24 protein-coding genes are annotated in these 25,454 nt (G+C 56.2%); all 24 read right to left on the minus strand.

The features are described from left to right. Positions 1 to 683: hypothetical protein (locus AC07Y9_RS30975; protein ID WP_146021880.1), on the minus strand; the 683-nt coding region annotated here is incomplete at its 3' end. Between the two features lie 184 nt (positions 684 to 867). Next, entirely contained in the window at positions 868 to 1,995 is a 1,128-nt protein-coding gene (locus tag AC07Y9_RS30980) for an IpaD/SipD/SspD family type III secretion system needle tip protein (protein ID WP_102680408.1), read from the minus strand. 14 nt (positions 1,996 to 2,009) lie between these two features. Further along, a complete protein-coding gene (locus tag AC07Y9_RS30985) occupies positions 2,010 to 3,143 on the minus strand; it encodes an IpaC/SipC family type III secretion system effector (RefSeq protein ID WP_102680409.1) in 1,134 nt (377 codons plus the stop codon). Positions 3,144 to 3,167: 24 nt separating this feature from the next. Continuing rightward, on the minus strand, positions 3,168 to 4,922 hold the full coding sequence (gene sctE / locus AC07Y9_RS30990; RefSeq protein ID WP_087092677.1) for a type III secretion system translocon subunit SseC family protein: 1,755 nt from the start codon (positions 4,920 to 4,922) through the stop codon (positions 3,168 to 3,170). A 5-nt stretch (positions 4,923 to 4,927) separates the two neighbouring features. Beyond that, on the minus strand, positions 4,928 to 5,419 hold the full coding sequence (sicA, locus tag AC07Y9_RS30995; RefSeq protein ID WP_102680410.1) for a type III secretion system translocator chaperone SicA: 492 nt from the start codon (positions 5,417 to 5,419) through the stop codon (positions 4,928 to 4,930). A gap of 140 nt (positions 5,420 to 5,559) precedes the next feature. Next, positions 5,560 to 6,591, minus strand: coding sequence for an EscU/YscU/HrcU family type III secretion system export apparatus switch protein (locus AC07Y9_RS31000; RefSeq protein WP_087092675.1), 1,032 nt, complete (start codon positions 6,589 to 6,591; stop codon positions 5,560 to 5,562). A 1-nt stretch (position 6,592) separates the two neighbouring features. Next, complete coding sequence (sctT, locus tag AC07Y9_RS31005) at positions 6,593 to 7,372, minus strand: type III secretion system export apparatus subunit SctT (protein ID WP_087092674.1); 780 nt, start codon at positions 7,370 to 7,372, stop codon at positions 6,593 to 6,595. A gap of 6 nt (positions 7,373 to 7,378) precedes the next feature. After that, positions 7,379 to 7,633, minus strand: coding sequence for an EscS/YscS/HrcS family type III secretion system export apparatus protein (locus AC07Y9_RS31010; protein ID WP_087092673.1), 255 nt, complete (start codon positions 7,631 to 7,633; stop codon positions 7,379 to 7,381). Positions 7,634 to 7,642: 9 nt separating this feature from the next. Beyond that, positions 7,643 to 8,305 (minus strand): EscR/YscR/HrcR family type III secretion system export apparatus protein, encoded by a 663-nt coding sequence (locus tag AC07Y9_RS31015; protein ID WP_087092672.1) that lies wholly within the window; start codon positions 8,303 to 8,305, stop codon positions 7,643 to 7,645. Next, a complete protein-coding gene (locus AC07Y9_RS31020) occupies positions 8,298 to 9,206 on the minus strand; it encodes a FliM/FliN family flagellar motor switch protein (RefSeq protein ID WP_102680411.1) in 909 nt (302 codons plus the stop codon). Before AC07Y9_RS31020 ends, AC07Y9_RS31015 begins: the two co-directional genes overlap by 8 nt. Beyond that, positions 9,203 to 10,342 carry a SpaN/EivJ family type III secretion system needle length determinant gene (locus AC07Y9_RS31025; RefSeq protein WP_102690515.1) on the minus strand — a complete coding sequence of 380 codons (1,140 nt, stop codon included), beginning with the start codon at positions 10,340 to 10,342 and terminating at the stop codon, positions 9,203 to 9,205. The genes AC07Y9_RS31020 and AC07Y9_RS31025 overlap by 4 nt, the downstream gene beginning before the upstream one ends. Beyond that, on the minus strand, positions 10,339 to 10,794 hold the full coding sequence (locus tag AC07Y9_RS31030; protein WP_087092669.1) for a SpaM family type III secretion system protein: 456 nt from the start codon (positions 10,792 to 10,794) through the stop codon (positions 10,339 to 10,341). Before AC07Y9_RS31030 ends, AC07Y9_RS31025 begins: the two co-directional genes overlap by 4 nt. Then, a complete protein-coding gene (gene sctN, locus AC07Y9_RS31035; protein ID WP_102680413.1) occupies positions 10,778 to 12,067 on the minus strand; it encodes a type III secretion system ATPase SctN in 1,290 nt (429 codons plus the stop codon). Before sctN ends, AC07Y9_RS31030 begins: the two co-directional genes overlap by 17 nt. Continuing rightward, the gene (locus AC07Y9_RS31040) at positions 12,064 to 12,471 is read right to left on the minus strand and encodes an InvB/SpaK family type III secretion system chaperone (RefSeq protein WP_087092667.1); all 408 of its coding nucleotides are present in this window, start codon (positions 12,469 to 12,471) and stop codon (positions 12,064 to 12,066) included. The genes sctN and AC07Y9_RS31040 overlap by 4 nt, the downstream gene beginning before the upstream one ends. Positions 12,472 to 12,482: 11 nt before the next feature. Further along, positions 12,483 to 14,534, minus strand: a complete 2,052-nt coding sequence (locus tag AC07Y9_RS31045; RefSeq protein ID WP_102680414.1) for an EscV/YscV/HrcV family type III secretion system export apparatus protein — start codon at positions 14,532 to 14,534, stop codon at positions 12,483 to 12,485. A 21-nt stretch (positions 14,535 to 14,555) separates the two neighbouring features. Then, complete coding sequence (gene sctW / locus AC07Y9_RS31050; protein WP_102680415.1) at positions 14,556 to 15,659, minus strand: type III secretion system gatekeeper subunit SctW; 1,104 nt, start codon at positions 15,657 to 15,659, stop codon at positions 14,556 to 14,558. A gap of 1 nt (position 15,660) precedes the next feature. After that, complete coding sequence (gene sctC / locus AC07Y9_RS31055) at positions 15,661 to 17,319, minus strand: type III secretion system outer membrane ring subunit SctC (protein ID WP_102680416.1); 1,659 nt, start codon at positions 17,317 to 17,319, stop codon at positions 15,661 to 15,663. Positions 17,320 to 17,326: 7 nt separating this feature from the next. Beyond that, positions 17,327 to 18,085 (minus strand): helix-turn-helix domain-containing protein, encoded by a 759-nt coding sequence (locus AC07Y9_RS31060; RefSeq protein WP_256580971.1) that lies wholly within the window; start codon positions 18,083 to 18,085, stop codon positions 17,327 to 17,329. 672 nt (positions 18,086 to 18,757) lie between these two features. Beyond that, positions 18,758 to 19,750 carry a hypothetical protein gene (locus tag AC07Y9_RS31065; RefSeq protein WP_146021785.1) on the minus strand — a complete coding sequence of 331 codons (993 nt, stop codon included), beginning with the start codon at positions 19,748 to 19,750 and terminating at the stop codon, positions 18,758 to 18,760. Between the two features lie 173 nt (positions 19,751 to 19,923). Then, positions 19,924 to 21,198, minus strand: coding sequence for an OprD family porin (locus tag AC07Y9_RS31070; RefSeq protein WP_102680421.1), 1,275 nt, complete (start codon positions 21,196 to 21,198; stop codon positions 19,924 to 19,926). A gap of 458 nt (positions 21,199 to 21,656) precedes the next feature. Continuing rightward, positions 21,657 to 22,271 carry a thiol:disulfide interchange protein DsbA/DsbL gene (locus AC07Y9_RS31075; RefSeq protein ID WP_087092662.1) on the minus strand — a complete coding sequence of 205 codons (615 nt, stop codon included), beginning with the start codon at positions 22,269 to 22,271 and terminating at the stop codon, positions 21,657 to 21,659. 247 nt (positions 22,272 to 22,518) lie between these two features. Further along, positions 22,519 to 23,676: a TDT family transporter gene (locus AC07Y9_RS31080; protein ID WP_087092661.1), complete on the minus strand. Its 1,158-nt coding sequence runs from the start codon at positions 23,674 to 23,676 to the stop codon at positions 22,519 to 22,521. Between the two features lie 495 nt (positions 23,677 to 24,171). Next, complete coding sequence (locus AC07Y9_RS31085; protein ID WP_143481929.1) at positions 24,172 to 24,948, minus strand: hypothetical protein; 777 nt, start codon at positions 24,946 to 24,948, stop codon at positions 24,172 to 24,174. 146 nt (positions 24,949 to 25,094) lie between these two features. Beyond that, the coding region (locus AC07Y9_RS31090; RefSeq protein ID WP_218277449.1) for a hypothetical protein at positions 25,095 to 25,454 on the minus strand (360 nt) is incomplete at its 5' end.

A 25,454-nucleotide genomic window follows, 5' to 3' on the forward strand; every position in this document is an offset into this window, starting at 1 on the left:
CCCCCCCCATCCCTGTGAAGCTTCAACTGACCCAGGAGACTACTGTTGGCCTCCTCGGTAGCGTTGCCACAAACACTGATGTTAATCGCCGACTCCTTAGAGAGATTGAAGTCGGGGCTCAAACGGCGCTCCTGCGCCTTGGGCAGTCCGTCATGCAGGTACATGTCATGCATCAGGCCCATTGCAGTATCAAATACGCCAGAGTGTTGCCTGACCACCTTGTCAATCGCATCCGCTATTTTTTTATCGGCTTTATTTGCAGATATTCTGGTTACATCGCATGTCGATTCGTAACGATTCACCCCCTTACGCTCATAGGCCAGCGTTGCGTTTTGGAGTTCTTTGAGCGCCTCCTTAAACGAAGGATCTTGAGAGCTCCCAATCTCTTTACCCAGTACGAAAAGATTGACTGCATACTCTCTCAGCTTCGCTCCGTCGCCAGTCTTATCCGCCAGTACAAAATTCGCGTTATCCCCAAGGAGCTCCTTGCACGCCTGCTGCTCAAGGTGGCGAAGCGCGTCCTTCGATTCATGAGGCCTGTCCGCACAGGAAATCTTAGCCAGGCTTACATCTGCCTTGTTCTTACCCTCTAGCAGAAAACCCGTAATGCTTCTGACATTACCATTGCCCCCCCGGAGGATCGCCACCGGGATTCCACTTGGACTTACACCATTTAGACTCATTTCAAACCACCTTGCCGGCAGCCACAACGAACACAGGCGTCCGCTGCCCACCCTGTAAGCAATACGTTTATCGACAACAATCGCGCACCTCGAAACCGATGGGCCCGCACCTCTGTTAAGGCACGGGTTCCCATCAGCTCAATGCCAGGCGACTGATTTTGTTTTGCCAAAGAAAACGAGTACGTCAGGCAATTCCGCTCGCGATCGCCTTGAGCATTTCCGCGTACTGGCTCAATTGCGAGGAGAGGATCTTGTTGAAGTTCTCGTGGTAGGAGTTGGCGCTACCGTACTTGGTCGTGAATAGCTGCAGCTGGTTCTTCAGATCGCCTTCCTGACTGTTGAAGCCGGTTTGCCAGGCCTGGAACTTTGCGGAGTCCCAGGTCGTCGTACCACTGGGGGCCGCGCTAACCATCGCCTGCAGAGGCGACAGGTCCATCATCACCCGGCAACTGCCGTCAGCAAGCACCCGAACACATGTATCAGGCAAACCCATGGCCTTGGCCCACTTCTCTGCGTTCTCCTTCGTCGTACAGGTCCAACCGTCAGTGGGGAACAGAACACCATCCGGGGCCTTTTGATACTTACTCAGCAAGGTCTGTAAAGCATTGCGCAGCCCCGAATTGACTTCAACTTTCTTGCCATCCTCCTTACCTTCTATCCACCCCCCCATCTTCGCCATGATGGTTTCGTTGAACTCCTTGTAGAAGTCCGAGTACTTGGTCAGCAGACTCTCATAGACCGACAGATAATCGTCCTTGATAAAACCGATCATATCCGTCAACTGCTGAAAGAATTCAGCGTTGCCATTGGCTTGACCCTGGCCACTCTGAATACTCTGCGGCGCACCTTGCAGCCCGCGCAGTTGTTTGCCTGCCTTATCGGCGAACGAAAGGTTCGACTGCTTGAACTCAGGGGCGCTACTAGCCTCAAGGGCTGCCAACTTGCGTAATTCGGCTTCCACCCGATGTGCCGGCACCTTGCTGGCCTCGAGCTTTTCCAGCAGCCCTTGCACGGCCTGTTGCGTCTTGATGCCGTCGGCATGGCGCGCCTTGAAACCATCGCCCAGACTATCGGCTGGTGCAGCAACAGTTGATGAACTCACCGCCTTCGCCGCGACACTGACCTCGTCGAGACGGGCATTCAGGCCGTCCAGCCGGGACACCACCGAGCGCACCGATTGCTCTAGTGCCGATGGGAGATGACGCTGATTGACCTCAGTACCATGGACCTGGGTATCCGTCACCTGAGCAGGGCGCGGGGTGCTGGAGAGCTGGGGCCGGACGCTGGTGCTGATATTCGGTTGAATCGACATGACTCACCTCCCGATCAGGCACGCGCAGAGGCGATGCTGTTCATGGTCGAGCCACGGCTGTCGACCATCTGCTGGATAGCGTCGAGCATTTTGCTGACCAGCGCTGTGTCTTCGCTGACACTCTGGCTAGCAACATCGCTGACCGCCTTGTTCAGGTTCTGCTCGGACTGATGCAGCACCTCGCTCTGGCGCTGCGAATACTCTTGCAGACGCAGGATGGAGGACAACCCGGAGCTGGTGATCATTGCCATAGAGCTGATGGCACCGCCAAGGGTCAGGTTGCGTTCGTAGGTTTTTGCCTGCAGCGCACTTTTCATACGCGCTTCCTTGGCCTCCTTGACCGCTTCACGGATGTTCGCCTCAAGGGTTGTACGCTCACTCGAACTAAGCTGGCCGTTGCCGCTTTGCAGCTCTACCGTGACGGTTTCGCCCTTGGCATTGGTGCCCGTCACCTGTTTTGGACCCGACGCAATCTTGACTGCCGGCCTCGTGTTCAGCTTGACCTGCATCTGCTCGACGTCCACATCGAGCTTGGCCGCTTTGGTCTGATTGGTCTTGATATCGGTGTGCTTCTGGCTCTGCCCACGTACGGACAACGCGGCACCGGCGATGGACATGGTGGCCGCGACAACCGCGCCACTGACCGAGGCCCACATGGCGGCCTCGCCCCCAGCCATGATTGCGACACCTTGCGCAATGGCAGCCTCATAGGCCATCTGGGTGAACTTGCCACTGATTTCAGCACTGGACTTGCGTGCGATATTGACCGCGACAATGGCCGCCACCAACACACCAATGTGCTTTTCCCAGGCCCCGGGATCGAACGACATCAGATCCTTCACCGGATCTTTTTCCGCGACCCCAGACTCCGCCTTCTCCTGCTGGACCACAGCGGCCAGAAACAAACCCATCATCGCCTGGCTTTCGCTCTCGCTGAAGCCGCTGGTGTCCAGGTACTGATTCAGCTGTTGTGGCGTCATCGTTTCGATGGACTGCGTGGCACGAGACATCAACACTTGCGCATCGAGTCGCCCACCGACACTGCTGAGGGACAATGGCTGTTTTTGATCGACGATAACCTTGCCGGCCACCTCTGCAACCTGACTGCCGATGATTGCTGCAGAACGACTTTTAATTGAAAGATCCATACTATCTAACCCTGTTGAATTGATTTAAATGTTGCGTGCCATGCTCAGATTGCTGCTGTCGATACCGTCCTGAATGCTGAAGGCCTTCTTGATCGCGTTATCCTTGGCTTGCATGGACTGATCGAAGAGTTGAACCATCTCGCCCAGATAGCTCTTCAGCGACTCGGAGATAACCTTGGCGAATTCAAGGTCGGCCAGATGCTCGGCCGCATTGCGCTGATGAATGCCAGACTTGATCCCCAAGGCAGACTGGGCAGCCGCGCCCGCGGCCTCGGTGACAGCCACCCCGCCCCCCAGCATTGACGCGTACTTGGCCAGTGAGTTGGGGTCCGACTTGAGACCTATGCTGCTACGAGCCTTGGTCATGGCCTTGGTAAAGCCCTCGCTGATCTTGCTGGCCGCGCGCGAGGCCATCTTGACCAGCTGCGGCGCTATCTTGCTGGCCACCTTGCCGAGGACCTTGCCCATTGCCTCAGCGACCTTTGCCGCCGCAGACTTACCAACGACCGCGACCACCACCACGACCGCAACCATGGCCACGGCAGCGATAATCGCGCCCAGGATCATGCCGGCCATCTGGGCCGATGCGTCGTCGACGCCGGCCTTTTTCAGAAGCTCCGTGATCGCCTTGCCGATGGCCTGAATCAACGGATTGAGGATGTTGTCCATCAGCGGCTTCATGGCCTCCTCCATGAACGACACCCCTGTCAGCTCCTTGACCAGCATGTCCGCGGCCATCAACGCGACACCCACCGCCGCCAGCGCCAGGCTGGCCCCGCCGGTAAAGGCAGCCCCGACAACACTGACCACGGTCAGCACCGCACCGAGAATCTTGCCGATACAGCCCATGGTTTTGCTGGCGGCTTCGGATTGGCGCACTTGCTCCAGGTATTCTTCGGACTTTTTCTCCATGAACTCCTGACGCGCGGCCTGCATGCTGCGAAACAGCTCCTGCTCCGCCTCCATCTTGTTTTCCGCGCTTTGGCCCATCAGCTCGGCAAAACGCGTCATCAGCAACACCATGGTCGCCGCTGCGTTCAGCTGAGTCTTGATGCCATCGAGCACCGGCTGGTCGCTTAACCCCGCGTTTTCCACCTGCCTGGCCAGCGCTTCAGCTTTTTTGCCAGCCTCATCAGCCACCTTGATTGCCGCCCTATGCTCCGCCTCGGCCTTGGTCAGTTGCTGCTGCGCGCCAGCCACCTTCCCCTGCGCCAGATCGCGAGCCTCCAGGGCCTTGGCATGCGCGGGAGTACCTGGCTCGGTTTTACCCAGCGCAGCTTCCGCATCGACCAGCTCCTTTTGCGCACTATCGACATTGGCCTTGGCTGCTGCGAGCTTCTCCTGGGAGCTACTCGCCGAGGCGGTTGCCGCATCAAACTCCGCCACCGCATTCTGGTAGCTGTCCGACAGTGCTTTATTGCCTTCAGCAGCGGCTTTGGCTGCTGACTTGAGGATCTCCATGCGCGACTTGAGCGACTCCATGCTGACATCACCCAGCAAGGTGATGAGCGAGGCCATCAGCAAGGTGAATTTGTCTTCAGCACCCTTTTTCGCCCCTGCGGTGCCTGGCGGCGGCGCAGCCAGAGATGGCCTGCCCAGCGCAGCCGCCCCCCCCCCCTGCGACTGGCTCGCGTACTTCACACCTTGCAGGTTGGCCAGCGCCGTGTCAGCAGCGCGCTGATAGGCCTTGGTGTTGGCCGCCTTAGCCGCCGCCTCGGCATAGTTTTCATTGCCGGCCTTACGAGCCAGCGCACTTAAGTTCAGCGCTTCAATACCCATTACAACTACTCCTCCGAATGATCGGCATCGACACTGCTTAACGCATCCAGATAAGCCCGAGCCTGCGCCCTCATTCCCGACTCTTGAACACGCTCAATGACATACTCAAAACACAGCTTGGCCTTACCGACCTTTCCCAGCGCAAGCTGGCACTGGCCGGTGTAGAGCATCGGCCGGTAATCCTGCTTGCCCTGGGCAAACGCCACGGCGTACAGATCAACCGCCTTCTGATAGTTCTGCTTGAGCTGGTGCACCGCCGCCAAACCCATCCAGTACTGCGCGTTATAGAAGTCGTAGATGCACAGGAAGTGGAAAAACTTTTCTGCGTCGTCCAGACGCCCCTGCTCATAGAACTCATAGGCAAAGGCGTAGAGGCTATCCATCTGCTCAGCACTGACACCGCGCAGATCCTTGAGCGACGCACCATCGAGTACGGCCTGTATCACCTCCTCAGCAATCCGCGCCTCTTCCTGCTCTGTGTGCTTTCGACTGTTCATGACTACTTACTCCTGAATGTTTCTTCAGCGGTGCTGACAAGGCTATTGAGCCAGTTAAAGGCAAGGGGGCACCGTCACAAAGCGCTCATTGCGGGGTTCATGAATCGCTTATGCCAGCCAGTGGTTTTGCCGGGAGCTCATCAGGCCTGCTCGACCTGCTCCAGCCAGACCAGCAGGCGCAGAACGTTTTCGATTTCCTGCAACTGGATGAAGGTGTAGCGCTGATGGGTCTTGAAAATGCGCCTGGCCAGGGCAATGTCATTGACCACCGGCACACCAACTTCAGCCGCATACTGGCGCACGGCCAATGCCCGCTGGTTGGTTTCCATCAGCGAGATAAACGGCATCAGCGTGACTTCCGGGCGGAAGTAAATTCCCACGGCGATGTGCGTGGGGTTGGCGACAATCACTCGCGAACCACGAATGTCGGATTTGATCTGCTCAGACAGCAGCTCCTGATGCAGCTCGTGCCGCCGGCCCTTGATTTCCGGGTTGCCTTCCTGCTCTTTGTGCTCGCGCTTGACCGCCTGCTTGTCCATCTTCAAATCCTTGATGTACAGCCAGTACTCACACAGCGCATCGAGAATGACGACCAGCAATATGCAGCCCAGAAAAGCCAGCACCAGTACCAGCAACAGATGGGCCCAGATCGGAAACAGGTCGACAGGTCGCGCATGCAGTTGCGCAAACAGCAAATGCCGCTGAGTCGCCCAGACCATCCAGAATGCGACCCCGAAACAACCCAAGTACAACAGGGCCTTAACGGTATCCTTGAGCGTTCTAAGGCTGAACAGCTTTTTGAAGCCGTTAACCGGATTCAACGCCCCGAAGTTCAGCTTGAGGGCTTCACTGGCGATGGCCAGGCCGGTTTGCAACAAGGTGGGCAAGGCGCTGGCGAGAAAGCACACAAGGATCAACGGGGCCACGACCTTGAGCATCAACACACCGAGTTCGGCGGCATAACGCTGCTGATCGGCAGCGAACCCCGAAGCGATGATGCGTCGATAAACCTCCATCACCTCCAGCAAGGTTCCACTGCTCGCCAGGTAGATGATTGCGCACAGCATCAGGCAGGAACTGGAAAGGTCCTTGGCCTTGAAGGTCTGGCCCTTTTTCGCTGCGTCGCGGCGCTTCTTGGGGGTGGGTTTTTCAGTTTTCGAGGCGCTGGACATATCAGCGGGCCTCCGGCTGGACGACCCAGGTCGCAAACTGATCCGGCTTATTGGCCATGCGCAAGATTTCGTCAGGCGCGTGCGCGCCGAAATACAGGATCAACACCAGTAATGCGATGGCTCCCTTGACGGTGAGCGACACCGAAAACGCGTTCATTTGCGGCGCAAAACGCGCCAACAGACCGAGCAGCGCCTCGCTGAGCAACAAGGTCGCCACCACCGGCGCGCTGATAATCAGGGTTTTGCTGATCAACGGATCGAGCAGCCCGAGCAACGGCTGGATCCGTAGTTCACACCCATGTACCGGCGAGCAGAGTTGATAGCTGCGGCTCAGGGTTTGCGCCACCAGTTTCATGCCTCCTCCCTCCAGGTAGATCACCGCAGCGAACAGCTGGAGAAAATTGGCCAACTCCGAGGTGTCGTCGCCGTTGGCCGGATCGACCGTACTGCTGAGCATCGCGCCGCGTTGGTTATCGATCAGGTTGCCCATGGCGTGCAACACCCAGAACGGCCAGGACAACAGACAGCCGAGAATCACCCCCACCCCAGCCTCCCGCAACAACAGCGCATAGAAGCCAAGCGAATCCAGGCGAGGCAGCGTGCCAGCGGTATACGGCCAGAGCGCCATGCCGACCAGCACGATCACGGCGTTTCGCGGTGCGCCAGTCAGTGCGCGACTATTGAGAAACGGCAACATGAAAAAAACCGGTGCCAGACGGGCGAAACAAACCATCGCACCGGCCATCCAGCCATGCAGGTCGAAAAATAGGCCGATATTCATGGAGCCTCACTTCAGGGCCAGGCGCATGACTTCCCGACTGAAACTCAGCAACGTCTCGCCGTACCAGCCAGAGAGCAGAAACAGACAGATCGACACCGCCAGCAGCTTGAAACCGAAGGGCAAGGTTTGCTCCTGCAGCTGGGTCACGGTCTGAAACAGACCGATGAGCAACCCCACCAGCGTGGCGACGATGATCGGCCAGGCCACCAGGATCAATATCAGGTACAGGGTTTTGTTGCCGGCAAACACCAGATCATTCATTGCGGTTTCTCATTGCGCCAGAGACAGGTATTGCCCGACCAGCCCGGTGGAAAGCAGGGACCAGCCATCCAGCGCCACGAACAGCACCAGCTTGATCGGTACGGAGATGATCACCGGGCTCATCATCATCATGCCCAGGGCCAGCAGGATGCTGGAGACCACCAGGTCGACGATGACAAAGGGCAGGTAAAGGTAGAAACCGATCTTGAAGGCGGCTTTGATTTCGCTCAGCGCATAGGCGGGCAGCAACGCGAACAGCGAGGGCTCCAGCTTCTCATCGGGATCGATATCGTTGGCCTGTGGATGCTCCCGCGCGATCTGTGCCCGCTCGAAGAACTGTGCCAGGTCCGGATCGGTGTACTTGATCAGGTACTCGCGGTAGCTGCCCAGCCCGTTATCGAGGAACTCCACCACTGCATCGATACTGGTGAACTCCACATGGTTTTCCTTGTAATAGTCATACCCTTGATGCACCACGGGACTCATGACGAACATCGCCAGCAACAGCGCAACGGCGTTGAGGGTCATGTTCGACGGCACCTGCTGCAACCCCAGGGCGTTACGCACGATAACGAAGACAATCGAGAACTTGATGTAACAAGTTCCGGCAGCAATCAGGAATGGCAGCAGCGATGCCACTGCCAACAGCCCGATCATTGAAACGTCATTCATTACCGATGCCCCGACCAACCTCACGCAGCTCGACACCCAGGCGGTCGCCCAGCTGGACTAGCTCACCCACGGCAATGCACTTGCCACCGGCACGCACTTCAACCTGACTCACGGCCGTAGCCTCCAGGGGCAGAACCTGACGCTCGATGAGCTCGTTGAGCTGAGCCATGCTCAGGGTGAGTTCGCCCAGCACGAATTCAAGCTTGACCGGTAGCTCCGATAGCGCACAGGGAACGCTCGGTGAAAGGTTATCCGGGGGAGTGAGTTGCATATGCAGACCTTCCTTGACAAAGGTGAACTGGCCGATGCATCGATCGGCCATAAAGAGTTTTCGGGTTTGCTCAGCAATGACCAGTACATCGCCCTTCGCCAGCTGCCGATGGGGCAATCGGCCCAGCTCGCTGCTGCCGAGTACGATTCGCAAAACCTGCGACACCGCCTGCACCCACGACTGCAGTGGGCGTGACGGCGGCGTGCGTTGACTCGGCCCTTCCATTACCCACAGCTCACTCTGAGGCGTGCTAATACATGGCAGACATACCCCTTGCAGCGACTCTCCTTGAATGAGCCCGAAGCCAAACAAGCGCTGGTAGTCCAGCAGATCAGGCGTGATTTCGACAGGCCGGCTCACCACTGAGAACAGAGCAAGAATCTCCTGTTCTGCATCCTCCCGATGCAGCCATTGCGACCACTGCAAACATACGGTCTGCAGCCACTCACGGGCCCCGACCATGCCTCGCCAGAGACCGTGGCAGCCTTGTGCCCAGAAGGTTATGTAACGTGTCTGCGGCGACGGCTGGCTCAGTTGCATAAGGTGTCCGTCACGCTGCCAGCAGGCCACCGCATGGCGCCGCTCATAGTCAAATGGCGCAACGCGGCGCAAGAGTAGAGTAGAGGTCACGTCTGCTGCCCCCCGTGCTCAGACTTGTCGCGAAGCACCTGACGGCGCTCCTCTTCGGCCTCTTCATCCGCTCGCTCCTGGCCATGACCCTGACGCGGTTCATTCCCCTGCTGATCCGTCAGACGCCAGCGTGGATCCGGCGCCTGCGCCAGGTTGTCGCTCAAATGACTGAAAACCAAGGCACTGCTTGGATTGAGCAGCAACTGCTCGGGACGTTCGGCCCCCGCCTTGCTGATCGTGATCAGGCCAACGGCATCACCTTTGCTGAAGGGCACCTGAAGGTAGTTCTTGCCCTCCTTGGCGATGCTGGCTTCAGGCGCGGGCTTCGGCTCACGGGTAGCTTTAGCAGGCGCCGCTGATTTCTCTACATGATGCGAATGCGAGGCCTTGTCCAGCAAAGGCAATGGCTGCGCCGGTAATGCTTGTGGGGTTTCCTGCTTGACCAGCCTATCGGCGACGGCTTGATCGGGAGCGGTGAGCGCACTGGCAACAGGTGCCTGAACGAGCGCCTGCGCGGCGACCGGTAACTGCGTAGCCGACGATGCGACTTTCTGCTGGACCGATGCATCAGCGGCGGTTTGGTCGGACGCAGCGGGCGCTCTGACAACAGGTGCCTGACCGAGCACGGCAGCGAAAGGCTGCACCGGAGCTGAGGTTGGAATCTGAACAGGCACTTTAGCCTGGGTAGCCGACAACAGTGCTTTGTGCTTGAGCAATACATCGGCGGCCCGATCAGGCATGGCAGGCACACTGGAAGCAGGCGCCTGAGCAAGCACTCGAGCCGGTGCAGTGGCCAACGGCCGCGTAGCCGGCAATGCCAACCGGGCATCGCCCGGTGCTGGCGATGAAGACGCGAGCGGCTGTTTCACTGAAGGCTGCACTGCCTGATCTACCGATGCCTTGGCCACCCTGGGCTCAGCCCCCCCTCCCACACGCAGCGCTGCCAGCGACAACTTCGACGAGACCTCACGCAGTGGCTGCAACTGCGTCAACAACACGAGCACGCCCTGCGGCATCTCGTCCAGTTCATGACGGTCTTCAGAGACCAATGGTTGGTTTTTATGGTCGGGCTCGTCACCGGGCAAAAGATCCTTGACCGGACGGGCTGCCGCTACAGGAGGGCTCACTATGCTCATTTCCAATTCACCAATAGTTCATCAATGTCATTTTCTTCCTGGCGCCACAGACGTGAACGACGCTCGACCAGCAAACGTTGCTCCAGGCTCTGGTACTTCAAATGCTTCTTTTGCAGAACCTTACGATGCCGTTGCAAACGCTCGAGCCCCTGGGCCAGCTCCTGCTGCTCGTCCATCACGCGGGCACGCTCCAATGCCAGGTTGCCGATCTGCCGCCGAATGACCGCCTGACGCCGTAACAGCGCCAGCAACTGCGCATGGCTCAAGCGCTGGTCCTCGGCACGCTGGCTTATCAGGAGCTCATTGAGCCCCTGGGCCTGTTGCTCGATCTCGTACAACTCACGCTCAAGCAGGCCCAATGAGCGCAAGGCCTTATCCAGCCCTCGCTCGCACTCATGCTGCCGGTGATCGCTGAACTCCAGCAGGCGCCGGACATTAGCCAAGGAGACCATGCAAGCTCTCCAGCGCAACCTGAGGCGCACACCCTTCGTTCAGATCCTGGCGCAGCCACTCCGTCAGCGCTTCGCGGCAGGCCATGGCCTGATCGTTGGCGGCGTTTTCCCCTGGCCGGTATTCACCCAGATCGAGAAACACCTGCAGCTCCTCGATGCGGGCCAGCACCCCCCGGGTACTGGCCGCCAGCTGCTGAACATCGTGCCCGGTGACCTGATGAGCCACCCGACTGGCGCTACGGAGCACATCAATCGCTGGAAAATGACCGCCGGCAGCCAACTTGCGGCTCAGGTAGATATGCCCATCGAGAATGGAGCGAATCTCCTCGGCGATAGGGTCCGGCTCATCGTCGCTTTCCAGCAGTACGGTGTAGAACGCCGTAATACTCCCGGTGGCCGTCACGCCCGGACGCTCCAGCAAACGCGGCAGGGAATCGAACACCGATGCCGGAAAACCACGCCGCGCCGGCGCTTCCCCCGCTGCCAGCGCGAGGTCGCGACGGGCACGGGCATAACGGGTCATGGAGTCAAGCATCAGCACCACCTGCTGGCCTTGATCGCGGAAATACTCAGCAATTGCCGTTGCCTGTAGCGCCGCATTGCACCGGTCGATCGAGGAAAAATCCGAAGTCGCGTAGACCACCACGCAACGCGAGCATTTATCCGAATCGCGCAACGCCTCGACAAACTCCGTGACTTCCCGGCCCCGCTCACCGATCAGCCCGATAACGAACACGTCCGCTTCGCTGTGGGCGATCAGCATGTTCATCAATGAAGTCTTGCCTGATCCCGCTGCGGCAAAGATGCCGATGCGCTGGCCGATGCCGCACGTGAGCAGTCCATCGATCACTCGCACGCCAGTGGCCAGCGGCTGGTTCACCGGACGGCGCTGGTCGTAGCTCGGCGGAGCAGCATCCACCGGACAGTCGCGGCCCTCGAAGGCATCGCCGGGGGCCAAACGTTCGACTATCCGCCCCTGGGGGTCGATCACGCTCCCCAGCATGGCAGTGCTGCAATGGAGGCTGAGCAACGCACCCGTGGGCACGATCAACGACTCACGGGACAACCCTCGCGCATCGCCCAACAAGCTGAGCAACACCGCATCGGGGCTGAAGCCGATCACTTGCGCTCGAGCACTCACCGTGGCGTCCCGCCAGTTGCCTCGCACCTCGCACACTTCGCCGATAACCACATCGTGCAGCGCCGCTTCAAGCAGCGGCCCATTCAAGCGCAACGGGTGGGCGCCGCGGCGCTCCAGCAATGCCTGGCTCATTGGCGAACGAGATCGCACAGCGTGGTCAACGCCGCCAGATAAGCATCCACCGTATCCGCCAACGACTCCGCGTTCGCATAGGCCGAGTCAGCCAGCAGTACCCGCACTTCCAGCATGCCGTTGGCCTCCACCAGTTGCATCTGCTCGGTCCGGGCGAACACACAACCGCGCATCAAGAAACGCAACAGGTCCTCGGAACGATGTGCCAACAGCATGTTGCTGCTCTCGATCAGCCCACTCCAGAACCATAGGCCGTCATCGACCACGCCAATGTTGATGGCGGGTAAATTGGCCAGCTCCAGCTCAATCGTGCTGTGGCCGTCAAAATTACCAATCTGCTTGTCGTTGCAACCGCTGAGCGTCAGCGCATCTCTGAGCAACGAGGCGATATCGATGTTTTGCATAGAGGACTCTCCTAAAGGGTCTTGATCACATTCACTGAAATGGCATCGGAAATCTCGCCAAACGAAACCACGTCCAGCTCCCGAAAACGGCCCTCGATCAGTTTCTTGATGTAGCGCCGCACATCCACCGAGGCCAGGACGACCATGTCCTTCTGAGGGATGTGCAGGTTATCGAGCCCGACCGCCAGCCGATCCATAAGGTCTTCGCTGGCCGAGGGCTCCAGGTTGAGGAAGCTGCCCGCAGAAGTCTGACGGATGCCCTTGCGCACCACGTCTTCGAACTCCGGCGAAAGCAGCAACACTCGCAGGTCATTGCCGTTGGCAAACTTATTACTGATGTAGCGCGCCAGACCGCCACGCACGTGCTCGACCAAGGCGATCACGTCTTTTTCGCGCGAGGCCCAGTGAGCGAGCGTTTCAAGGATCAGTTTCATGTTGCGCACCGAGATACGTTCGGCGATCAGGCGCTGCAGGATCTCGGCGACTTTCTGCACCGTGGCATGGCGATAGACTTCCTTGACCAGGTCCGGGTAGCGAGCTTCCATCTCATCGAGCAGGACCTTGCTCTCCTGCACGCCGAAAAACTCCGAAATATTGCGCGCCAGCAAGGTCACCAGGCAGCGATAGAATTCGTCATAAGCCGGGCGCAACTGATACCCCAGGCTCTGCAGCTTTTCGCGCTCGGTGCTGTGCACCCAGACGCTGGCTTGCTTGTTGCTGTCCGCCCCCCTGGTCAGATCCAGCCCCAGATGCTCAAGCTCCGGCTTGTAATCGACAACACGCAGAAGATCGAAGTGGATATCGAACTGATCCGCACGAACCTCATTGATCAGCACCGCGACCTGCCCCTGCGGCAGCGAGTCGGCACCGCGCAACCGAGGCTCGGGAATCCGGATGCCGTAATCGATGAAAAACTGACTGCGAAAACGTTCGCATAGCTGGGTCTCACGCAGCTCTTCGACCCGAGCGCTGGGCACCAGCAGCATAAGGGCGATGGTTTCGGTGGCCATGTCATCGACGTTTTCGATCAGGCCCAACTCACTCTCAGGCTCGCCCTCTTCCCCCGCCAGAGGCGCGATGGCGGTAGTAGCCGAGGCTTTTTTCTTCAGCCGATGACGGAAGAACAGCAACGCCACCAGCGCGCTGGCGATGATCAGAAATACCGCGGCCGGGAACCCCGGCAGCATCGCCACACCAACGGCCAGCAAGGCAGTGATACCCAGCACAAAAGGATGACCCAGCAGTTGGGTCATCATGTTGCGCCCCAGGTTGGCCTCGTCGCCGTTGACCCGGGTCACGATGAAACCCGCACCGATGGCGATCAACAGCGCAGGAATCTGCGCCACCAGACCGTCACCGATCGTCAGCAACGTGTAGGTCGACAGCGCCTGGGACATGTCCATGCCCAGTTGCCCGACACCGATCGCGATGCCGCCCAGAAAGTTGACGAAGATGATGATGATCCCGGCGATCGCATCCCCCTTGATGAACTTCATGGCGCCATCGAAGGATCCGTACAACTGACTTTCGCGCTCCAACGTACTGCGCCGCTCGCGGGCCTCCTTGGCATCGATGACGCCAGCCTTGAGGTCGCCGTCGATGCTCATTTGCTTACCCGGCATCCCATCGAGGGAAAACCGCGCCGCCACTTCAGCTACGCGCTCCGAGCCCTTGGTAATGACGATGAACTGAACGATGGTGACGATGGCGAAAATCACGAAGCCCACCACCAGGCTGTCACCGATCACGAACTCACCGAAAGACGCGATGATCTCACCGGCATCGGCCTGCACCAGAATCAGCCGGCTGGTACTGATCGATAACGCCAGACGGAACAACGTGGTGATCAACAGCAACGCGGGAAAGGTGGAGAAACTCAAGATCCGTTCGATGTAGAACGAACCCATAAAGACCAGGATCGCAATAACGATGTTCAGGCCGATCAGAAAATCCACCAGCGGCGTCGGCAGCGGAATGATCAGCATGGCGATGATCATGACCATCAGCGTCAGGATCAGCAGCTCTGGTCGAGAAGTGACATTGCGCAAGAGTTTGTTGAACATGATGAGTACGGACCTTGAAAACTAGGAGGTGAAACGACTCGCCAGGGTGGCGTGCTGCTCAATGGTTTCGCGGGCAAACACCAAATCGGCCAGGTCTGTGAATTGCCCAGCAATCCGCTCTAACGCCTCGTCATCGCCAAACAGCTCCAGCGGCAGCGCCAGGCAGATCAATCGCAGCAGTTGTAGCAATTGCGCGCGCTCGTGGTGTTCCACCAGCAACAACCGCTCCCCCAAGACACCGGACAGCAATTGCTCAAGCTCATCGGGAAACTGCAACAGCCCCAGCAAGAACACCAACCAGTCCGGCTCGCTGGCGTTGTGCCGACAAACTAGCTGGTCGCCGAGCAAGCGCCGGACAAACATGGCATCCACCGACCGCAGGCGCTTGAGATCGCCGAGCTTTTTCAGCAATTGGCCAAACTCGTCGCGTGAGCAACTGGGGTCCTGGGCATCGATGTCCGTCAGCAACGCAGCCTCGATGAACTCCAGGACCGAGCTACGATGCTGATAGCCGTAGATGGCCACCCAGTCTTCATAGGACTCGACCGGACCGCCTTCGGACTCCAGGAACGAGCGATAGGTGTCACGCAGCAAGGCTGCTCGCAACGCCAGCGCCTTGCCGAACATCTTGGCCTTGAGCGCCGAATTGATGCCGGCCTTCAAGCGCTTGGGAGGGGACTGAGCAAGCACCTGTTGCAGCAGGGCTTCCAAACGCTGACGGGTCGCCTCGGCCATCACTTTTGCCCGCAACAGCTCGCGCAGCACCAGCACCAGATCGCTGTCATCGGGAAACAATCCCCGGGCCTGCGCCAGCAGCCATTCGATGCTGCGCTCGGCAAGCTTGGCCAGCGACTGGATCTGCCGAGCCTTGGGAATCACATCTTCATCCAGGACCCGCTCGAAGCTTTCCGCCAAGCCTTCGAACTTGCTGCCGAAATCACCTCTGCGGCGAAACTGCGAACGCAGCGAAGCCGCCATCTCGTCACTGTTCTCGACGAAGCGCTGGACGCTGGCTGCTGGCGTGGCGTCGTCGTCTGGCACTTCAGCAGCCTTTACCTGAGGCTCGTTCCCCTGCTGCGCACGCAACATCTGCGTGCGCGACGGCACCCCGCCAATAGCAGCCATATCAGCGCTCCATCGCGCGCAGCACCGCGCGGTCGGCCGGGTCGCGGTCGACGTTGCCGATCACCTGCGAGCCAATTTGCGCGGCACCTGGCTCCAGCGGGCTATCGAGCTCTTTGGGCTGAATCAGGAACACCCGGACCGTGTTGGATTTACGGGTCTGGTGATAGCTGAACAAACGCCCCAGATAGGGAATGCTCCCCAGCACCGGGACACGCTTGACCACCTCCCCGCTCTCGTCACGGGTGAAACCTCCCACCAGCAGACTTTTGCCGCGCGGCACCCGGGCGACAGTGCTGATACGGGTACGCCCAACCGTCGGCAGCGCATCAGGCCCCGCTGATTGCTCCTTGGCAGAGTCGACCACGCTACCGTCCTCGATATTGAGTGCCATCTCGATTTCTCCGGACGCCGAAATCCTTGGCAGAGCACTGACCAAGGTGCCGTAAGTGACGTGTTCGAGCTCGACACTGCGCTCACCGATCAGGCGCGCATAGAAGGTGCGGTTATTGTCGAAAATCGCCGGAACGTTTTCCTGAGTCAGTACCACCGGCCGCGAAACCACCCGTGCGCGGTTATCGGTTTCCAGCGCCGAAATGGCAGCCATGAATGAAGTGCTATCCAAGGTGCTCAGCGAGCCGCCATTGAGCGATGCGCCCGCCCTCGAGCCGAGCTTGAGCGAGCCCTTCCAGTCGACCCCCAACTCATTGAGATCGTCTTTCTGCAGATCGATGATCCATAGGGAGAGCTCGACATGGCGCTTTGGTTCGTCGAGCGCCGCAACCAGGTTCTCGATAAACCGCACCTGCTCCGGGAGCCCCTTGACCAACAGGCTATTGGTATCGGGGTAGGCCACTACACGAATATTGCCGGCAGCCAGATCACGGGCAATAGCCCGCGGTGCGGTCTTGTCGGTAGATGCCGACTCGGGAACACCCAACCCCTCCAACGGAAAGCTCGGCATGCCGCCCAGACGCCCTCCTCCATCCTTGCTGATCGTCGTGTCAACACCACGGCTTTCGCCCTTGAGCAGAGTCTCGATGGCTGTCGCAATACCTGGCACGGTGATCTTCTGGTCACGCAACTCGTAGCTGCGATCACCCACGAAGGTGTTGCGCAGATTGATGACGCCAATGCGCTGCTGCCCGAGTTGCAGGTCGGCACTTTGGTTGTCCATGAAGTGCGCAGCCTGCACCACCAGATCGACATAGATCGGTGGTCCGGAAACATAAAAGGTCCGCAAACCATCGTTACGCAGAGGATAACGGGCATCGCGCAAGCCGGAACGACGCAGGAAGCCATCCAGCTTCTGGACATTGATGGTGTTCAGCGAGACAACCGCGCTCTTCGCCTCGGCTGCTTCGTAGACATACAGTGCCTGACCATCGCTGTACCAGATCAGCGCCATTTGCCGAACAATCCGCTCCAGCGTCTGTTGCGGTGCGACCAGCGAGAACTCTCCGCTGATAGTGCGACGGGCAGCTGCCTTGCTGAGGATGATCGGCTTGCCCAGGGACGCTGACAGCGCATCGAAGAACGTCCGCAGGCCCTCCTGACGAGCCACATAACCCTCTCCAGTCCGCGTCGGCGCCGCCAATGCGGCCACGGGTAACACACAACAAAGCGCGAGCACGACCACTCGCGGATAGGTACTTTTAAACATCATGAATTCATTCGCTCGAAAGGCGGGTTATATCGATCAAACTACTCGGCGCCACCCCGACCAGCTCTCGGATCTCTTTGGAAAAATGCGAGGAGGAGGCATAGCCAAACTCCAAGGCGACATCTGTCAGGGAGGCAGCACCTTCAGTCATGCACAGCAGGGCTTGCGCTGTCCGCCAGCCACGCAACTCGGGCTTCGCCGCTCCACCCAGCGCCTGACGGCAAAGTCTTCTGAAGTGCGAGACCGATACGCCATAACGGCCAGCAAGGTCCTGGAGCTTTTCGCTGGTTGATCCCTGCTCCAACAAAAAACCGAGCAACTGATAACTCTCACCGCCACGCAACTGACGAGCAAAGGACCGATAGGCAGCATCCCCTCGCAGCGCAAGCGTGAGATACCAGGACTCCAGACCCGAGACCGCCCGCCCTCGAGCGCGCCCCTCGCTCAGGACTGCCCAAGGCTCGTTTCGAGCGGCCTGCGCCTCAGGCACAACACCTTGGTCGATAAAGAACTGCAACTTGACAAGATTCATCTGCGACAGAGGGAACACCCAGGCATTCCCACAAACCACCTGCAGACCCGGACGCAACGCCAGCAAACCCTGCCAACCAGGAGCCAGGCATAAGCACGCCGAACTTTCGCGGTGCGCCAGACATAAGACCTTGCAGCCATTGCGAATACGAAGAACCTGCTCGCCAGGCCTCACGACGGTGCACCATTGCTCCAGCGTTACAGCCCACCCTGGCTCTTCGTCCATCCTCGACATCAGCTACCTCATCGTTGCCACCAGAAATGTTTTCCCGAGCGCATAGTGAACAGCCATCCCGGGACAATCTTGATGAGAAACTGATGACAAGCCTCCCCCCTCCCACGAAGTACTACAGGAGAAAGTGTCAATGGCTTGAGGGAGTGACGAACCAGCCAGGTCGATGATGCAGTGAGAAGTTTCCGAAAGCACCAGCAGCTAGAAGTGGAGCTCTTTTGCTAGAACCTTATTGGGAGCTAGTTGTATTTTCAATAAGCACACTCACCTTTTCAGGTTGTTATAGGGGCATATGAAAAGCAGCAAAGCAATAGCACTGAAAGAGCATTTAAATTAACCCCCCACAGCTTAAATATAAAAACATCAAGACCAAAGAAGCCTATATTGTTCGGAGAAAAAAATTGCCCCCCCTTCTTGAGATATCCACCTTCAACAACACCCTACTTGTAGACGCCTCACTACAGATAGACTCAAGCAACATCCTAGAAAACAAAAACACCAACTTCGAAGAAACTAAAAAATCGGCTGGGGAGTGCAAACAAAATGTTTTTACCGGCTGATGCTGCGTGTCGTGCCTGTTGAACAAGTGACAAAGCCGCGAATCGGCGCCTCCCTCCATTAAGCTTTCTGAACATGACACGAACCGCCGGGATACTGAGCACCGGCAGTGAGCTGTTATATGTTGCAAATCAAGCGCAACCTGCCTTTTTTCAAGCACCGATAGCGAATACGGATGTACTCGTCCAGGAAAGAATTGATCTGGCGTTCTGACGTGAAGGAAAACAGACCTCTATTGGGATCGAACATCAGGTAAAGTGAATCTTTACGATCAACAAAAAAACCCATGGTATGACCTGTTGTTTTCGAGTCGCGATCAATTAGATTTACAAAATACTTTCCATCGCCCTCGATTTCTTCAAAGCACTCTGTGCTCTTATCCTCCCAGGCAAGCTGCCTATCTCTCATATACCTGCCTATAGCGCCATGATCCTCCACTAAAGACATCAACTCTTTACGACCTTCGCAGGTATTAATATTATTAAAAAAAACCATAAATTGCCCTGAGCCTTGATCCGCCAGCCACTTCAGCACTAATGGATAACAAAGGCCCTTTTTGCTTAAATTATCAGCACCTGAAAAACTCTCTTGACTGAATTCAACTTCCAACACCCCTTCATATACAGCTACCATGTTGTGATGCAGCTCAGGAAATGTTTTTTGCAGCACGCTTATTAACTTATAAGCCTTGTGTGGAGAAAACGAACTGTGCAAATCAATTTTTTTCTTTTCACATCGGCTTTTGATAAAAGTTTTGGCCCCCTCCGTCGGCATGGCTTCATGTAAGTCCATATAAGTTCTCGGCAGTGACTCAAACGTGGCACCTAACAACTCGAACATTCTTTTCAGATGTTCAGGGACTGGTATTTTTTTGTTTTTTGGATTATTGCTTGAGTCTATCTGCATCGATCTTTTGCAGTCAGTATCTACAGGAGGTTCATCATTGATGGCAGGCCTTTCAAGAAGGGTAATGCAATTTTTTCTCCAGGCAATATAGGCTTCTTTTGCCTTTCTGCTTTCTTCTTTAACTCGAAGGGGGGATTTGCCTAAGTTCTCTTTTGAAGCTAACGCCTTGGCAAGCCACACTTCTGCTGCTTTGCTGATTTTCATATATTCTGAAATAAGCTGGAATGTGAGTTTATTGATGAACTGAAAAGATCCTTTTTTCCTGAGTCTTCAAAAAAGCCAGTGCCCCAACAAGCTGGGGCATTGGCTTTTGTCCTTAGCCTTGGTAGATCGCGCTTTCAAGCCCTCTGAAAACCTGCTGACCCGTTGGCTGATGTCTAGAAGATATTGAGTGGGTAGTCGACTATCACCCGATATTCATCGGTGTCGCTACCCAGTGCCCCATAACCATTGCCGCCACGGTTGGTCGCCCATTGCAGCTCTACCGCCAGATCCTTGGCCTTACCGCCCTGGACTACGTACTTGAGATCGATATCACGCTCCCAGTGTTTGGCATTCTCACCCTCTGCATTGTAGAAACTGGCATAACCACGGCTGCTCGGATCAACCTTGCTCAGGTCCAGCGTGCCACGGGAATAGGACATGGCCGAGGTCAGGCCCGGCAGGCCGAGGCCGGCGAAGTCGTAGGCGTACTTGAGCTTCCATGAACGCTCGTTGGGGCCGTTGAAGTCCGAGTACTGCTGCGAATTATCAAGGGGGATGCTGCCCTGGCTGATGTAGTCGAACGGTGTGTTGCCATTTACCCGCTGGTAGGCAGCGGTGAGGCTGTGATGGCCGACCCCCAGGGTGAAATGCAAGCTGTAGGTGTTATTGTCGATGTCACCCAGCAGAGCGTCGCCGGTGTCTTGGGTGTGATAGAAGTGCAGGCCTGGGTTCAGGGTTACCAGCTCATTCAGCGCATAGCTGTAGTCGAGGTCGTAGTAGTACTGGTTCCAGATGTCCTTGAGTTCGGCGGCGTACAGGCTGCTGGTCAGGCCCGGCAAGCCGCTCCAGGCCACGCCGGCCCAGTTCAGGTGGCGGCTTTCGTCGCTGTCCGCCAGTTTGCCATAGGACGTGCCGATACGCCGGTGGCCGCTCTGGTTGTAAAGCTTGGTGAAGCTGGCCTGGCCGCCTTCGAGCAGCCAACCGTCGAAGCTATGGTTGGTCAGGCTGATGCCGCGGAAGGTCTGTGGCAACAGGCGGGTCTGGCCAGCAATCACCGGGTTGTTAAGAAACAGGTCACCAGCTTTCAGCTCGGTGTCCAAGGCCCGCATTTTCAGGGTGCCACCACCGGTTGAAAACGAGCTGGGAGCTTTGCCGTTGCCATCGCTGACCGGCAGGATAGTCGAACCATCGGTACCGCCACCGCCGTCGAGCTTGAGCCCGAGCATTGCGTGGGCATCAAGGCCGAAACCGACCGTACCCTGGGTATAACCCGACTCGAAGATACCGATGAAACTCTGGCCCCACTCGATGTTGTCGTCGGTCTGCTGCTGACGGTTGCGGTTCATGTAGTAGTTGCGGGTGTCGAGTTTAAGGCTGGAACCTTCGATGAAACCTTCTTTACTGGAATGCTCTGCGGCCTGGGCACTTGCACCTATCGCCGCGGCCATTGCAATGAATAACGGACTGAGTTTGAGGATGATGCTCACGTGGGATATAGCTCCTTGGTTCGCTAATGGAAGTCTCTATTTTAAATACGGGCCCACTATTCCTATATAAATTTAGAGTAAAGAAAAACCGCTTAATCAGGCTCTGCAGAGGATATTCTCGCAACAAAACTTGCAGTAAAAAACAACACAACTCTCTGGCGCGCCCGAAGGTCAACATGATGTTTCCACAGTTCATCCGATCGAAAGAAATCTTGAGGCACGTGATAGCACTGCCACTCAATAGTGGCCGCTTAACCAATAGCGACTATCATTTATTGGTTTTGCTGAAGCCTTGCAGGAGGAACTCTAGACGGGAGCTAACTGACAGCTCAGCACGAGTCGTACATCACTGCTACATGACGGCCACTTCAAGCAGATCATCTCCAGTAAAGATCAAGTAATACTGAAGAACACACAAACTAATTGTGAAATTTTGCCAACTGTGTAAGAACCGCTGGCACTGCCTCGGGGGCCCCCACCATGCTGGAGTCGGTGAAGTATTTATTGTTCACCACAAAACTTGGTACCACCTGAATGTTATAGCGCTGGGCAAGCTTATCGCCCAGGACCATCCAGCTTTTAACCGTGAATGAATGGATTTTTTGCTCAGCTACTTCTCTTTCCACACAAAGCCCGACAAAAAAGTCGGCAATCGCCTCGTCCGTTTCCAGTTTCCCGCCACGGCGCGCCAGTTCGAATAGGGCGTGATTGGCAATCACTTGAAGATCGAGGGTTTCAGCGACATAAAACGCCTTGGCATAGCCTTCCCATTGCTTGCTGCCAAACGTGACGGGAACCCGAGTCAAAACCACGTCCTTCCCAGCCTTGGCAGCCCACTGAGTGATGCTCGGGTCGAGTTGTCGACAGTGAGGACAGCCATACGAAAAAAACTCGAGCACTTTTGGCGACAGACTCGCCTGTTCATCCGTCACCCTATAGTTCTTTCCAGCCTGTAATGAAATAACCGGGTCTGCCATTCCCATTGGAATATAAAGTACCGCAGGCATAACCATAGCCAGCCAGAACTTACGCATAAGAGCACCTAACCTATTTATGAATGAAGTGTATTTGTGGGAGTTGTCGTGCGAAAACAAAGTCCGCTCGTTGTGTTCTACACGTTCAACACGAAAAACGATCGGAGGTTACAGTCGTTACTTTATTTTTCCCAAGCGCAGCCAATGGCTGCTTCGCGCCTATAGTTCTCTCAATAAGCAATGTACTGGATCAGTAGACCGCTGGCCTCAGACGCTCAAGTCTGAGGCAGCTATATAGATAAGTTGGTTATTTAGCCAGGGAGGCGATGCAGGGCGAGACGAAAAGATTGCCTCGATACGCACCCGCGAGCGTCCTGCAAGCCACGATCGACCACATGACCGCCAGCACCAACACCAGGCATCCGCCAAAGATATTGAAAAAGCTGGAATGCAGAACCGAGCCCAACTTGAGAGTCGTAAGCGAATAGACCCCGATAGGAAAAGTAAAGCCCCACCACCCCAGGTTAAAAGGAACACTTGCTTTGAAGTAACGGATTGTGATCAAGGTAGCCATTGCCATCCACCACAACCCCAGGCCCCAGAAGAGAATGCCGGAAATCAATCCAATGCCTTGAGCCACCTCGCCAATACCTTGCAGCCCCTGTGCCGAAAAGATCGCGGGAGCGTCGCCGCCTATGACCAGCATACCCAGCGCGCCTGTACCGATAGGGCCCAGCGACAACCAGCTGGATGCCGCCATGCTTTCGTGGGGAAGTTTGTGCAACGCCATGCGCAACAGCAGGATGACCAGAATGCTCAGCGCCACGGGCACCGAATAGGCCCACAGTACATAGCTGGTGATCAACATAATGAATTGCGCGCCCGTATCAAGCAGCTGCGGAGCCAGCAACCCACCACTGGCAGCTGCCACTTCTGCGGCAACCACGGGCAGCAGCCAGACGGCGGTCATTTGATCGATGCTGTGCTGTTGACGGGTGAACATCAGGTAAGGAATCAGCACACCGCAGGCAAGCGCCATGGCCACATCGATCCACCACAGTGCCTCGGCAACGGGTATGACGCCGGTTCCCCACCGAGGCACACCAAACACCAGAAGTCCGTTGATGATGGTCACAAGCCCCATCGGAATAGTGCCGAAGAACATCGAGACCGTGGAATGCCCGAAGATCTGCTTGGCCTCATCGAAAAACATGATCCACCGAGCCATGTACAGGACACTGAAGGTGCAGAACAGCGCGATGTTCAACATCCACAGCCCTTCGGCAATGGAGCGCAGGCCTGGGATGGCCAGCGGAAACTGAGCCAGGGCAAGGGCAAGAATGCCGGTGCCCATGGTGGCGGCGAACCAGTTCGGCGTGAATTGGCGTATCGCCTCCCGTGGTCGGCTCAAATGGCTAAGGGGTTTGGCTCCCGCATTGATAGCAGCGAGATCTCTAAGCGACATGGTGATCTTCCTGATGGGTGAATGACCGTGTGTTCATTCTAGGTGATTTCCTTATCGGCTTTTCGCCGTATTATCGTCATACGTTATCGATTTTACCGATAAGGAATTTTTCTACGGTGACGCGCTACACAACACGTACGAGTCAAACTGGTAATTTTGCCAGAGCGGGCGGTGAGCAGCGAATAGGCGGATTGGGCAATGGCCCAGACAAACTGGTCATACCACGTCGTTGGTTTTGACAGGAGCGAACCTGATCCCAGCCTAGAACTATCAATTCAGGGACACCTCCTGGTTGACGCGATGGCTGCAGTCGGGGCGAGCCCTGCCAGCACTCTCCGGCTACAGCGACAAACCGGTAGGGAAGCAACTCACAGGCTGGCTAACGACCTTCAGCAACCTGGTTTGCTGACCAAACAAGGTTGGCTAAACTGCAAGGAAATTGGCAAACTGCTGCCAATCGTAGATAGCGAAACGACTTGATAACATCGAGCCATTTCAGATCATTCCAGCAGCGGGCGAAACCATTCGCCTCATATACTCCTCCACAGTCACCCATTTGTGACACCCACTCTTGCTCATATCTATTTCAACATACTTTGCTGGTATATCTCCCCCCATGTAGAACACTTCTTTCTCGTTATTCCCAAGATGGGAAATCACATTAACGATAGTTTGAAAACGAATTTTTTTATCATTCACCAAATTGGCGGACCTCTCCTGAACAAGCTCCGCCATGCTTTTAAAATCCTCCTTTATTGAATCGGTACGAATTCTTACCAAAACATTATTTGAGCGACCATTAATAAATCTACTCACAACAGAAGGCTCGGCTGTTAGAGATAGAACATTACCTCCCAACCCACCAGAACTTGCCGAATGTTTGAATATCTGCGCTACAAAGTCATCTTCATATTTCGGATCCTCTGCATCTCCTGCCCGTGTCAGACCTCTCGTACTAATTGCCGAGTCATGGTGAGAGCGATAAAGGAACTCCGGAATATTGACTCTATTGCTTTCTATCATATGTCTCACAGCGTTCACTGAAGAGTGCCCACCGACCTCAGACTTGACAATTTTCTTTATCACCCCATCGAATGTGAGAGCACCATCATCGACTTTAGTTATTGAGCGTCTACCCCAGCCAAAACAGGATAATAGGCTAGCCCCCTCAGCCCTCTCTTCCTGATCAGCGTCAAAACTCACTCTATTTGAAGGAGCCACTCTCGTTGACCTACAAGTTTTTTTTGATAGATCCATAAGTTTATTCGGCATATCGCCCCCTTGAAGAATATCATTAAAGTTAAAAGCTTTTTATAGCCACCCTGCAATTGTCGCTATAAAAATCGAGTCAACCTCTTAACAGATGCGGACTATTCATCACTGATGATGGTTAATCAAAGAATTGCAGCAAACTCTTATCAAATCATCACATGCCCTGGTTTAGACATACTTTCCAACAACGCAACTACCTGATCCTCATCCCAATTCCCTGACCCCGTTGAAGCTGTTGGGGTAAAATACTTATCAAAAATTATCATATCCTCATCATACTTCTTCCCTGTACGGCCGAGTGCATCCAACGATTTCTTGAAATCCGGATTTCTAGCCAGTAACTCTTTAGAAAAATGATAAGAACCCGCTGTTTGCGATACCATTTTAAAATGATCATCAGGATTATCTGTTTCTGGCACCTTCTTATAAATAGACCGAGCCAGTGAAGAGTACTTTTTATAACTTTCCTTGTTCATTTCCTCTAGTAAAGAATTATTCTTATAACT

This window comes from Pseudomonas sp. GW456-L12 (genome assembly GCF_059424045.1).